The sequence below is a fragment of the Myroides pelagicus genome (assembly GCF_009711055.1).
GTDB classification, from domain to species: domain Bacteria; phylum Bacteroidota; class Bacteroidia; order Flavobacteriales; family Flavobacteriaceae; genus Flavobacterium; species Flavobacterium pelagicum.
In genome coordinates, this window is record NZ_WMJY01000003.1 from 21,008 (window position 1) to 33,629 (window position 12,622).

The following is a 12,622-nucleotide window of genomic DNA, read 5'->3' on the forward strand; positions in this document are numbered from 1 at the left end:
TAATTATAAATTGTTTTATTCATTTAAGAAGCTAAGTATTAAGAAACAAATCTTAATACTTAGCGAGAATATTTTTCAATATGAAAAGTTAGTTATTATCACACTTTGATCTCAACTTCAACTCCACTTGGTAACTCTAATTTCATTAAAGCATCAATCGTTTTTGAAGATGATGAATAAATATCTAACAATCTTTTGTATGAACTTAATTCAAACTGCTCTCTAGCTTTTTTGTTCACGTGAGGAGAACGAAGAACAGTAAAGATTTTTTTATGTGTTGGTAATGGAATTGGCCCAGTAACAACAGCACCTGTACTTTTTACAGTTTTTACGATTTTCTCTGCTGATTTATCAACCAACATATGATCGTAAGATTTTAATTTTATTCTGATTTTTTGACTCATTTTTCTCTAAGATTAAGCGTTTCCTTTTGCTTTAGCGATTACATCCTCTGAAATGTTTGATGGAGTTTCAGAGTAGTGAGAGAACTCCATTGTAGAAGTTGCTCTACCCGATGATAATGTTCTTAACGTAGTTACATAACCGAACATTTCTGATAAAGGTACAGAAGCTTTAACAACTTTAGATCCAGCTCTATCATCCATACTGTTGATTTGTCCACGACGACGGTTCAAATCTCCAACGATATCACCCATGTTTTCTTCAGGAGTTAATACCTCTAACTTCATGATTGGCTCAAGGATTACAGCTCCTGCTGCCTTAGCCACTGCCTTATACCCCATCTTAGCTGCTAATTCGAATGATAATGCATCCGAGTCAACCGCGTGATATGAACCATCTGTTAAAGTAACCTTCATTGCATCCATTTCGAATCCAGCCAAAGGCCCTTGCTTCATTGCTTCTCTAAATCCTTTCTCTACTGCAGGAATATATTCTTTAGGAACGTTACCACCTTTAACTTCGTTAACGAATTGTAACCCTACGAATGGCTTACCATCAACTTCGTCAGCTGGTCCAATTGTAAATACAATATCCGCAAACTTACCACGTCCACCTGATTGCTTTTTATAAGCTTCTCTGTGATTAGCAGTACGCGTAAGCGCCTCTTTGTACTCAACTTGTGGCTCACCTTGATTAACCTCTACTTTAAACTCACGTTTCATACGATCGATAAGTACGTCTAAGTGAAGCTCACCCATTCCAGAGATTACTGTTTGTCCAGACGCTTGGTCAGTTTTCACTGTAAATGTTGGATCCTCTTCAGCCAATTTAGCCAAAGCAACACCCATCTTATCCATATCCGCTTTTGTTTTTGGCTCAATAGCGATACCAATTACAGGATCTGGGAATATCATACTTTCAAGTACGATAGGATTTTTCTCATCACATAGAGTATCTCCAGTTTTGATATCTTTAAACCCTACAGCTGCACCGATATCTCCAGCCTCAATATATTCTACTGCATTTTGCTTGTTAGCGTGCATTTGGTAAATACGAGAGATACGCTCTTTGTTTCCTGAACGAGTATTCAACACATAAGAACCTGCATCTAAGTGCCCTGAATAAGCTCTAAAGAATGCTAAACGACCTACATAAGGATCAGTAGCAATTTTAAATGCTAAAGCAGCGAACGGCTCAGTTACAGAAGGTTTACGTACAATCGGTTCTTCAGTATCTGGATCTGTACCTTCGATAGCTTCCTTATCCATTGGAGAAGGCAAATAACGACATACAGCATCTAACATAAACTGAACCCCTTTATTTTTGAACGATGATCCACAAGTCATTGGGATAATACTCATATCAAGAGTAGCTGCACGTAAAGCCGTGTGTACTTCCTCTTCAGTGATTGAGTTTTCATCTTCCATATATTTCTCTAAAAGATTCTCATCGTAAGCTGCAATTTCCTCAATTAATTGACCTCTATATTGTTTAACATCATCAGCCATTTCAGCTGGGATATCAACAATATCAAATGTAGAACCATGATTCTCATCATGCCATACGATTGCGCGGTTTTTCACTAAGTCAACGATTCCTCTGAAATCAGCCTCATCACCAATTGGTAAAACGATTGGCACAGCGTTAGATTTCAACATATCCTTAACTTGTTGACAAACTGCTAAGAAGTTAGCTCCTTGACGGTCCATTTTATTAACAAACCCCATACGTGGAACTTTATAGTTATCAGCTAATCTCCAGTTAGTTTCTGATTGAGGCTCAACACCATCAACAGCACTAAATAAGAACACTAATCCATCTAATACACGTAAAGAACGGTTAACCTCTACCGTAAAGTCAACGTGTCCCGGAGTATCAATAATATTGAAGTGGTACTCCATAGACTCAGGTAACTTCGCTCCTTGGTTTGTTGGGAAATTCCAAGTACAAGTAGTAGCTGCCGATGTAATAGTAATACCTCTTTCAGCCTCTTGCTCCATCCAGTCCATAGTAGAAGACCCTTCGTGAGTTTCTCCCATTTTATGGTTTTTACCTGTATAGAACAAAATACGCTCTGTAGTTGTTGTCTTACCAGCATCGATGTGAGCAGCGATACCAATGTTTCTTGTATATTTTAAATCTCTTGCCATTGTATATAGTTTCTGTATGGATTAAAATCTAAAGTGAGAGAATGCTTTATTAGCTTCAGCCATCTTATGAGTATCCATTCTCTTTTTAACAGCAGCTCCTTCTTCTTTAGCAGCAGCTAAGATTTCAGACGCTAATTTTCCAGCCATAGATTTCTCATTTCTTTTTCTCGCATACAAAATCATCCATTTCATCGCCATAGAAATCTTTCTATCCGGACGAATTTGCATTGGAATTTGGAAAGTTGCCCCTCCAACACGACGAGAACGCACTTCTACGTGAGGCATAACGTTAGTTAATGCATCTTTCCAAACTTCCAAAGAAGTTTTCTCCTCATCTTGTTTTTTCTCTTCTACGATTGCTAACGCATCATAGAACACTTTAAAAGCCGTAGACTTTTTACCATCCCACATTAAGTTATTCACAAAACGCGTAACTAATTGATCATTAAATTTCGGATCCGGTAAAAGAGGTCTCTTTTTAGCCTGTCTTTTTCTCATGTCTTCCTTCTTAAACGTTTATACGATTACTTTTTGTCTTTAGGGCGTTTAGCTCCATATTTAGATCTTCTTTGAGTTCTACCGTTTACTCCGGCAGTATCCAAAGCTCCACGTACAATGTGGTATCTAACACCTGGCAAATCTTTTACCCTTCCACCTCTAACTAATACTATCGAGTGCTCTTGTAAATTGTGTCCTTCTCCTGGGATGTAAGCGTTTACTTCATTACCATTTGTTAAACGTACCCTTGCAACTTTACGCATTGCAGAGTTTGGTTTTTTAGGTGTAGTAGTATAAACACGCGTACAAACTCCTCTTCTTTGAGGACAAGAATCCAAAGCAACCGATTTACTCTTCTTAGTCAATTGGGTTCTCCCTGTTCTTACTAATTGTTGAATTGTTGGCATAATGTTTATTAATAATTTCCAAAAATATATTTTCCCGCACACTTTACGGGGTTGCAAATGTATAAACTTTTTTGAATTATTCAAAGTCTCAACATATTAATTTTCAATCATATTAAACTTTTTTCATACTCAACCTATTCTCACCTACTATTGCACCAGCAAAAAACATCTATCCCATAAAAGCATTCGAATCAAACAATTACAAACATCTATATTTTTTTTTCAAACAATACCTCTTATAAACAACAAGCAAAATAGTCGTAACTCAGCTAAAGTTATCAAAGCCCTACACATTACGCTAAATCACCCACACACCTATTCTATTAAATCACATTTTTAAAACTTTACCATCCCCCATACTGTATATCTAATAAACACTCAATATAGACTACAAACTAAAAAAGTTACTTACGAATTTGCTAATACACCTAAAAACGATTATTACTCCTCAACATTCCTAAAATCATCATCAACCAATAAGCTTCCCTATTAAAACAACATCAATAAACAACATTAATTCATAATGCTCTACTAAACAAAATACACCTATAAATTTCATATCTTTGCATCGTAACAACACGTCAACTGATATTTAGAGTACTAAGAGATATACTATTCAAAGCCCCCTTGGTTACGCTGCAAAAACACCATTCCACAAGGTGCTTTATTTTTCTCATTTTATCATTTGTTTTTTTCTTTAAAACCTTAAAACCCACAGTCATCCTCAGTATTTATAAGCCTTTCCCAAGACTTCTTCGAATCGTATTCGGAAAAAACCCTAGTTGTAGGCACTTCTACCGAAGACGTCTCGAACAAGACTCGAAAAAGCATGCTTAAGCCTTAAATCCATTAAGCTAAGACACATTTCAGTAAGTTATAATCTACTTTTTCAACTATCCCTATAGCACATTTTAAGAACAGTAAAAAACAATCTCCAGTTGATCAAATACCTACAATTAACTTAGATAAAACATTAATTGAAAAAACACAGCATAACGACAACCTTTTACTTCAAAAGGAAAGCGAGTCAATTACTAATGATGGAAAAATAAAAATACAATTAATATGTATACAAGTTCAAAGACTCTCCTTTCCAATTACCCAGTATTTTATATTACATTTGCATCATGGAACAGGACAATCAAATATTTGGTATTCGTGCTATTATCGAAGCCATAGAGGCAGGGAAAGACATTGATAAAGTGTTTATTCAAAAAGAAGCTAATGGAGAGTTAATGAATGAATTAACAAAAACACTAAAAAAGAATAATGTTAATTTTTCATATGTCCCCATTGAAAAATTAAATAGACTGACAAAAAAGAATCACCAAGGTGCAATAGCTACCATTGCTCCGATTTCTTTTGTATCGATGGAAACGTTAGTTGAAGATGTTCTAGCAAAAAAAGAAAAACCTTTATTTGTAATTCTAGATCAACTATCTGATGCGCGTAATTTTGGTGCAATTATTCGTACAGCAGTATGCTGTGGTGCAGACGGTATCATCATCTCTAAAAATGGAGCAGCTCCAGTCAATGGAGACACTGTTAAAACATCAGCAGGTGCGGTATTTAATATCCCTATTTGCAAAGTAGACCATATTAAAGATGCTGTATTCTACCTACAAGGATCTGGAGTAACAACACTAGGTGCAACAGAAAAAGCTGAGCAGGAAATCTATGATGTTGATCTAAACGTTCCGATAGCAATCATCATGGGAAGTGAAGATAAGGGGATAAATCCATCTGTATTAAAAATCATTGATGTAAAAGCTAAATTGCCAATGTTTAGTGTAATTGATTCTCTAAACGTATCTGTTGCTTGTGGTGCATTCTTATACGAAGCAATTCGCCAAAGAAGATAAAACAACATGAAAAAAGACATTAAAAAACAACTAAAAAAGCCAAGTTATCCCGTATCAAAGCATCTGGAAAAATACCTTGATAAATATAAACGTACTACTAAAATCAGTATTCTGTACGAGGACTTGTTGCGTTTTAGTGGTTACATTAGTGTTGAAGATAAAAATGGCAATGATACACTTTGGTTAAGAGTCTATTATCCCGAGCATGAATACAAAGAAATTGAGGCAAGTCTTACCAAAATATACACCTTACTGCATTCAGATGGTGACGTAGAGACCTTACAGCACTTAACAGTAGATTCGATTGACTTTTGCTCCTTTGGTAACTCACAACCATTCCGCATCAAAGTAAGAAACAAGCTAAATGACATCTATACTAATTTCTATATCAAACGCGCAGATGCTTCCCGCATCTATGGTTTAGAATTAGAAGAAATGTTATCCCCTTATTCTATGAACTATCTTGTGCACCAAGATACTTTAATAGAAGAACATATTATGGGGATTCCTGGCGATGTATTCATCAATGAACATTTAGAACAATGCAACGCTCTAGAACAAGCACAAATTGCAAAAGAGTATGTAAAGTTTAATGAGCGTTGTCTGATCGGTTTATTAGGTGATATGAGGGCATATAATTATGTCATTATTCCTACGCATGATTTTGACCATGTGGTCTATCGTATACGACCTATTGATTTTGATCAACAATGCTATGAAGGTAGCCTTAAGTTTTATCTACCTCAATTCTTCAAAGAAAACAATAAAATTGTCCAATTAGTCTTAGGGAAATTTAAAGACACAACTATTGAACAATATCGAAAAGAAATACGTTCGGTTTTGGTCAGAAGGGTATTGAGTAATAAAGAAAGACTAGAAGACCTTTTAGAGGTAATGAAAAATGATCATATCGCTCCACGAGAACACGTAGAACAACTCAAGTTAGAACTATATGACTATGTACACGAAAAAGGTTTCAAATACTGCGAAAGCATGGGAGACATATTAGATACAGCCATTGCATTTACAGTAAAGAATTATAGAAGCGTCTTTTAAGACGCTTTTTTTTCATAACTTTTCCACATACTTACTCAAATAATCTACAGGAATTACGGGTAAGCCTAAACGATAAGGATTCTTCATCTCATTGGAATTCTCCCTAGGTTTCAAAACAAAATTACCCTGATCATCAAAACACTGCATAAACGGATCTAAACGTTCATCGTAATCTGGCCTTTGCCACTCGTATCTATAATATTTTTCAGGAATATCAGGCTCCTCTATCCATACACTCAAAATGAAACCAACAATAAAACCACTTAGATGCCCTTCCCAAGATATCCCCTCTTCTACAGAAGGAAACATATACCATACAGCCCCTCCATAGATAACTACCACAACAAATGAAACTGCCATCAATCGATAATAGCGCGTACGCATTCCTTTAAAGAATATAAAACTAATCATCACATAAATCAATCCACTCGCTCCTATATGATAACTCGTACGTGCAAACAACCATGTAAATAGCCCAGAAAGAAGAATGCCATAGACAATAACCCTACTTGTTTGCTTCTTATAAAAATATTGTAGCAATAAAAGCAATACAAAAAGAGCCAAGGAATTGTGATATAAATGTTTTAAATCGCCATGTATGAAAGGACTAAAAAGTACACCTCTCAACCCTATCCACGTTCTAGGGTAAATCCCAAACTCATACAACTGCAAATAAAAATAACTCCAGTCAAGCCAATAAACTAGCCAAATGCATAAGACAAAAAACAAAGGCAACAAGACAATAGATAGCGATAAATGAGGCACTTTCTTCATTAAACTAAAATAACACTTTTAAACTACAATGTACAGCAGTATTCACAAGATATTGACTGAATTGAATAAAACTCGCTGTAATTGTGGAATAAATTTCCAAAAAGCATTGTATTTTTGTTTTGAATAACCAAATGAATTATGATGGATGCACCATTAGCAGAAAGAGTGAGACCCCACAGATTAGAAGATTATGTCAGTCAAAATCATTTAGTTGGTGAACATGGAATACTAACCAATCAATTAAAGATGGGATTCATACCTTCATTAATCTTTTGGGGACCTCCTGGTACAGGAAAGACAACGTTAGCGGAAATCTTAGCTAAACAGAGTGAGCGACCATTCTATGTACTTAGCGCAATCAATTCAGGAGTAAAAGATGTTCGTGAAGTAATAGAGAAAGCGAAGAAAAACACTGGTCTTTTTACAACAAAGAATCCTATCCTTTTCATCGATGAGATACATCGATTTAGTAAATCACAACAAGATTCCCTATTAGCAGCTGTAGAAAGAGGATGGGTAACTCTGATAGGAGCAACAACAGAAAACCCAAGCTTTGAAGTGATACCTGCTTTACTATCCCGATGTCAAGTATATACACTTAATGCCTTCACTAAAGAAGACCTCAAAACCCTACTTAATAGAGCAATAGAACAAGATGAAATTCTAAGAACTAAAAAAATAACACTTAAAGAAACTGAAGCTCTTTTCAGACTTTCTGGAGGAGATGGGAGAAAACTCCTAAATACTTTTGAACTAATTGTCAATGCTACAGGAGGAGACTATATTGAGATAAACAATGAGATGGTATTAAAAATAGTACAACAAAATACTGTCTTATACGACAAAACTGGAGAGCAACACTATGATATCATTTCTGCATTTATCAAGTCGATAAGAGGAAGTGACCCGAATGGTGCAGTGTATTGGTTAGCACGAATGATAGAAGGAGGAGAAGATCTAAAATTTATTGCTAGACGCTTATTAATTCACGCTTCTGAAGATATTGGCCTTGCAAACCCTACTGCATTGATTATGGCAAATAATGTATTTCAAGCAGTATCTGTAATAGGATACCCAGAAAGTCGTATCCTATTAAGTCAATGCACAATCTACTTAGCTACATCTCCAAAAAGCAATTCCGCCTACTTAGCAATAGGAAAAGCACAACAAACTGTCAAGCAAACAGGAGACTTATCCGTACCTCTACATTTGAGAAATGCACCTACTAAACTAATGAAAGAGCTAGGGTACGGTGAAGAATACAACTATCCTCACGATTTCACAAATAACTTTGTACAACAAGAATATCTTCCTGATGACTTAGTAAATACCGTATTTTATGAACCTGGTCAAAACAATCGGGAACAAAGCACTAGAGAGTTCCTGAAAAATCGCTGGGACATTAAATACGAATACTAAACACCTAAACTTAAAAAAAACTGCTTTATAGCAGTTTTTTTAATTCTATCAAGTCTGTTATTTGGAAATAATCCTTAGTATTTAATTTCACTTGAGGATTGTAATAAATAGCATCCATTCCAACAGCTAAAGCCCCCTTTACATCAGCCATCAGGTTGTCACCTATCATTATACTCTGAGCTGCATTAGCATTAGCAGCATTTAAAGCAAAATTAAAGATTTGAGGATTTGGTTTACTAACACCAGCTATCTCAGAGTTTGTCACTGTTTTAAAATAAGGTTCAATTCCCGAACGCTTCAATTTTTTGTCTTGTACTTCATTAAACCCATTCGTGATAATGTGCAATTGATATTTATCTTGCAAATATTCCAACACTTCCAATACACCGTCAAATAAATGGTTGTGATTAGGCATTTCCTGAAGGTAATTATCTCCCAACAACCTAATTTCATATTCATCAGATTGATAACTCAATTGTTCAAATGTGTCACGAATACGACCAATGCGCAGCTCTTCTTTCGAAACTAAGTTTAAACTATATTTTTCCCAATAAGCAGCATTAATCGGAACATAAAAATCTAAGAAGGTATCAGGAGCAAATGGCAATTTCAGCCTTTTTATGACTTCGTGAAAAGCTAATGCTGAATTGCGCTCAAAATCCCAAAGTGTATGGTCTAAATCAAAAAATACATCTGTCTTATCTCTATATGACAATCTCATAATTCTATTATTAAGCTACAAAAGTAGTACTATTTAGTAAAAATATAAATCTTTAAAGTATCCCTTCATCTGCAAAACTATAATACCCGAACTCAGTAACAATAACATGATCCAACAAAGAAACATCCATAATTTTACCTCCTTCTCTAATTTTCTTAGTTAGCGAAATGTCAGCCTCACTTGGTTTCAACTTTCCTGAAGGGTGATTGTGTACTAAGATCAAACCAGTCGCACGATGATCTAATGCTGCTTTAAACAACAAACGAACATCAACAACAATGCCTGTCATACCTCCTTTGCTCAAAGCTAATTTGAAATTTATCTTATTGGAATTACTCAGTAATAAAACCCAGAACTCTTCGTGATCTAAATCCCCGAGTAGCGGCTGCATTAATTCAAATACATCTTTACTACACGTAATACGATCTTGCAACAACTGATCTGCCATTCTTCTACGTTGGCCTAACTCTAATGCTGCTATAATGGAAACTGTTTTAGCCTCACCTATTCCTATAAACAACATCAGCTCTTTTACTCCTTGTCGTGCGAGTAATGTCAAATCGTTATTATAAGTGTTCAATAATCGCTTACACAGCTCTACAGCAGTCTCATTTCGACTTCCTGAGCCAATAAGGATTGCTAGCAACTCTGCATCACTAAGTGATGACTTCCCTTTACTTAAAACCTTTTCTCTAGGTCTATCATCTTCTGCCCATTGTTTTATTGTAAAATTAATTGTTTCCATATCATGTGAAATTTCACCTTATCAACATCAAAAATCCCCCCATATTAACTGAGAAAAGATTTAATAATACAATAATAATATTAACCATTACTAAGATCTTAACAATATCAGAAACCTAACACTTTAACAACGTTTCGTAAAAAAAGTAGAGGGATAATCCACACGATTATCCCTCTTATAGTGCTTCAGGCTTTTACAGCTAAGAACATCTCTCTGAAATGAATTTATCCAATGACAGACCACCGTAATTACCAGAACTCATAAATAAAAGGACGGTATCTTTTAAGTCTAATTCATACAAAAAAGATTTAAAACTATCCGCATCAGTGTAAGTATTTAATGCTTTATGATCAAATGCAGTTACCATTTGCTCTTTTGATATTTCACTCATTTGTTTAATCTTTAGAGCATCTAAAGAATAAAAAACAACGGCCTCATCTACACCATCAAGAGCTCCTTTATACTGCGTTAAGAAATCGGTATTTAAACTACTATAGGTATGTAATTCTAAACAGGCAATTACCTTTTTATTAGGATATTGAGCTTTAACTGCCATTGTGGTAGCTTTAACTTTACTAGGAGAATGGGCAAAATCTTTATAGACAATCGTACCCTCAGCATCATACAATCTCTCTAATCTTTTTGATGCTCCTTTAAAGCTTGCAATAGCTTCATAGAAGTCATCTTCATCTATTCCCATATTTTGGCATACCCATTTAGCACCATTTAAATTACTTAGGTTATGCGCTCCAAATATCTCCAAAGGCATAGCCCCTTCATTTGTTTCCAAATAAGTAACCCCATCTTCAATTGAATACTCAGGAGTAATATATGCAAGCTTGCGTATTGGGTTTTCTGTCTCTTCAACTAATCGCTTTACAATTCGATCTTCCTCATTATAAACAAGAACACCCCCATTTACGATTTTATCAATAAATATCTTGAACTGTTCAATATAGTTTTCAAACGTAGGAAAAACATTTATATGATCCCAAGCGATTCCGCTAAGAAGAGCTATATTAGGTTGGTACAAATGAAACTTTGGACGTAAATCCAATGCTGACGATAAATACTCATCACCTTCGATTAACATAAATTCATTATCATCTGTCAGATTAACCATACGGTCAAATCCTTCTAATTGAGCTCCTACGAGATAATCTACTTCACGATCATGATATTGCATCACATGAAGAATCATCGAAGTAATCGTCGTCTTACCATGTGACCCTCCTATAACTACTCTTGTTTTATTTTTAGATTGCTCATAGATAAACTCAGGATAAGAGTAAATAGACAATCCAAGCTCCTTTGCTTTTAGAAGCTCTGGATTATCTCCTTTAGCATGCATTCCTAATATAACTGCATCTATATCCGCAGTGATCTTTTCAGCAAACCATCCTTCCTCTTGAGGTAACAACCCTTGAACAGCTAACCTTGATTTAGAAGGTTCAAATATAGCATCATCACTTCCAGATACCACGTCCCCTTTATCATGTAGTGCTAAGGCCAGATTGTGCATTGCACTACCTCCTATTGCAATAAAATGTACACGCATTTTAATTCTTTTTTTACTTGAAACGTAAAATTAATACTTTAAAATAAAATGCACACATTTTTTCTATCGTTCTCTATAAATACTCTCACAAAAACTTCACTACATAGAATACAAATAAACTAGAAATGATTACTTTTAACAAAAAAAGAAATGAAAGAAAATCAATTCAATAACAACGAAAGAAACATCACCAATCAAAACAATTGGACTAGAAATACACAACAACCTAACCAAGCTACTCCGTATAATCAAACATTCGAAATAATAGCATTGGTACTAGGTATTTTAGGATTAATTACTGCATTTATCCCATGTATTTCTTTAATAGCGCTACTGTTTGTACTTCCAGCACTTATTCTTGGTATCATTGCAATTAGTAGAGCTTCAAAAGCAAATGCTCCAAGAGGAATGGCAATTGCGAGTGTAGTAATTAGTGGTATAGCTTTACTCCTTTGTCTTCTATGGGGAACTATTATTGGAGGTTTTTTCAGTTCACTAAAAAATAGTGAATGGCAAAGAGAGGGAATACAATCTACTGAATATTATGAATACGAGAAAGAAGAAGAAGATACATTGAATAATAGTACAAGTGAAGACATTGAGACAATTTGGGTAGAAGAAGATATCAATACCGAAGAAAATAATTAATCGTTAATCTTGAACACTGCATATCGTACAATTAACACAACCTTTATTTACTTGTTATTAGCTTTTTTCAGTTATATAGCTACATTATCCTTTACTTCTATTCAAGGCATTTCAATTGCTTCAGCTTGCGAAGGACTTCCAATACAATTTTGTAAAAGTAGAGGTCTTACTAGAGACTTTATAACAATATTCCAGTATGGATTTAAGCAAAATCACCTAATCAATCCGTATAGCTTAACTATATTCTTATTCTTTGTCTATGCGCTATTATCAAGAATAGTCATCAATAGGATACTAATAAAAATAACTAGTCCTATCACTATAATTGTTGATGCGTTTCTATTGATTAGTTTTTTTTTATATGCTTTTGTACCTCTAATAT

At 34.8% G+C, this 12,622-nt stretch carries 12 protein-coding genes; 4 read left to right on the top strand and 8 right to left on the bottom strand.

Annotation, left to right across the window (positions count from 1 at the left end; all coding sequences use genetic code 11):
* Positions 1-98: 98 nt before the first annotated feature.
* From rpsJ to rpsL, 4 genes are read right to left on the bottom strand one after another with little or no spacing between them, the layout of a single operon-like run.
* A complete protein-coding gene (rpsJ, locus tag GJV77_RS02175) occupies positions 99-404 on the bottom strand; it encodes a 30S ribosomal protein S10 (RefSeq protein ID WP_006259497.1) in 306 nt (101 codons plus the stop codon).
* A gap of 12 nt (positions 405-416) precedes the next feature.
* A complete protein-coding gene (gene fusA / locus GJV77_RS02180) occupies positions 417-2,552 on the bottom strand; it encodes an elongation factor G (RefSeq protein ID WP_155034722.1) in 2,136 nt (711 codons plus the stop codon).
* Positions 2,553-2,573: 21 nt separating this feature from the next.
* Positions 2,574-3,050, bottom strand: coding sequence for a 30S ribosomal protein S7 (rpsG, locus tag GJV77_RS02185; protein ID WP_155034723.1), 477 nt, complete (start codon positions 3,048-3,050; stop codon positions 2,574-2,576).
* Between the two features lie 26 nt (positions 3,051-3,076).
* The gene (rpsL, locus tag GJV77_RS02190; protein WP_002987523.1) at positions 3,077-3,457 is read right to left on the bottom strand and encodes a 30S ribosomal protein S12; all 381 of its coding nucleotides are present in this window, start codon (positions 3,455-3,457) and stop codon (positions 3,077-3,079) included.
* A 1,127-nt stretch (positions 3,458-4,584) separates the two neighbouring features.
* Between rpsL and rlmB the strand changes: the two genes are divergently transcribed.
* Positions 4,585-5,319, top strand: coding sequence for a 23S rRNA (guanosine(2251)-2'-O)-methyltransferase RlmB (gene rlmB / locus GJV77_RS02195; protein WP_155034724.1), 735 nt, complete (start codon positions 4,585-4,587; stop codon positions 5,317-5,319).
* 6 nt (positions 5,320-5,325) lie between these two features.
* The gene (locus tag GJV77_RS02200) at positions 5,326-6,375 is read left to right on the top strand and encodes a hypothetical protein (RefSeq protein WP_155034725.1); all 1,050 of its coding nucleotides are present in this window, start codon (positions 5,326-5,328) and stop codon (positions 6,373-6,375) included.
* A gap of 12 nt (positions 6,376-6,387) precedes the next feature.
* On the opposite strand, the gene GJV77_RS02205 is transcribed toward GJV77_RS02200, so the two are convergent.
* Complete coding sequence (locus tag GJV77_RS02205; RefSeq protein WP_155034726.1) at positions 6,388-7,149, bottom strand: rhomboid family intramembrane serine protease; 762 nt, start codon at positions 7,147-7,149, stop codon at positions 6,388-6,390.
* 141 nt (positions 7,150-7,290) lie between these two features.
* On the opposite strand from GJV77_RS02205, the gene GJV77_RS02210 reads away from it, so the two are divergent.
* Positions 7,291-8,568 (top strand): replication-associated recombination protein A, encoded by a 1,278-nt coding sequence (locus GJV77_RS02210; RefSeq protein ID WP_155034809.1) that lies wholly within the window; start codon positions 7,291-7,293, stop codon positions 8,566-8,568.
* Between the two features lie 25 nt (positions 8,569-8,593).
* Here the strand turns inward: GJV77_RS02210 and GJV77_RS02215 are convergent, their stop codons facing one another.
* From GJV77_RS02215 to GJV77_RS02225, 3 genes are all read right to left on the bottom strand, one after another.
* On the bottom strand, positions 8,594-9,289 hold the full coding sequence (locus GJV77_RS02215; RefSeq protein ID WP_155034727.1) for a YjjG family noncanonical pyrimidine nucleotidase: 696 nt from the start codon (positions 9,287-9,289) through the stop codon (positions 8,594-8,596).
* A 52-nt stretch (positions 9,290-9,341) separates the two neighbouring features.
* Positions 9,342-10,034, bottom strand: coding sequence for a RadC family protein (gene radC / locus GJV77_RS02220; protein WP_155034728.1), 693 nt, complete (start codon positions 10,032-10,034; stop codon positions 9,342-9,344).
* Between the two features lie 199 nt (positions 10,035-10,233).
* A complete protein-coding gene (locus GJV77_RS02225; RefSeq protein ID WP_155034729.1) occupies positions 10,234-11,592 on the bottom strand; it encodes a UDP-N-acetylmuramate--L-alanine ligase in 1,359 nt (452 codons plus the stop codon).
* A 150-nt stretch (positions 11,593-11,742) separates the two neighbouring features.
* On the opposite strand from GJV77_RS02225, the gene GJV77_RS02230 reads away from it, so the two are divergent.
* Complete coding sequence (locus GJV77_RS02230; RefSeq protein WP_155034730.1) at positions 11,743-12,240, top strand: DUF4190 domain-containing protein; 498 nt, start codon at positions 11,743-11,745, stop codon at positions 12,238-12,240.
* Positions 12,241-12,622: the final 382 nt, after the last annotated feature.

Coding starts and splice junctions, on each gene's coding strand:
- rpsG (WP_155034723.1), bottom strand. CDS start 3,050: ATGAGAAAAAGACAGGCTAAAAAGAGACCTCTTTTACCGGATCCGAAA.
- fusA (WP_155034722.1), bottom strand. CDS start 2,552: ATGGCAAGAGATTTAAAATATACAAGAAACATTGGTATCGCTGCTCAC.
- GJV77_RS02205 (WP_155034726.1), bottom strand. CDS start 7,149: ATGAAGAAAGTGCCTCATTTATCGCTATCTATTGTCTTGTTGCCTTTG.
- GJV77_RS02200 (WP_155034725.1), top strand. CDS start 5,326: ATGAAAAAAGACATTAAAAAACAACTAAAAAAGCCAAGTTATCCCGTA.
- GJV77_RS02230 (WP_155034730.1), top strand. CDS start 11,743: ATGAAAGAAAATCAATTCAATAACAACGAAAGAAACATCACCAATCAA.
- GJV77_RS02225 (WP_155034729.1), bottom strand. CDS start 11,592: ATGCGTGTACATTTTATTGCAATAGGAGGTAGTGCAATGCACAATCTG.
- radC (WP_155034728.1), bottom strand. CDS start 10,034: ATGGAAACAATTAATTTTACAATAAAACAATGGGCAGAAGATGATAGA.
- GJV77_RS02210 (WP_155034809.1), top strand. CDS start 7,291: ATGGATGCACCATTAGCAGAAAGAGTGAGACCCCACAGATTAGAAGAT.
- rpsL (WP_002987523.1), bottom strand. CDS start 3,457: ATGCCAACAATTCAACAATTAGTAAGAACAGGGAGAACCCAATTGACT.
- GJV77_RS02215 (WP_155034727.1), bottom strand. CDS start 9,289: ATGAGATTGTCATATAGAGATAAGACAGATGTATTTTTTGATTTAGAC.
- rlmB (WP_155034724.1), top strand. CDS start 4,585: ATGGAACAGGACAATCAAATATTTGGTATTCGTGCTATTATCGAAGCC.
- rpsJ (WP_006259497.1), bottom strand. CDS start 404: ATGAGTCAAAAAATCAGAATAAAATTAAAATCTTACGATCATATGTTG.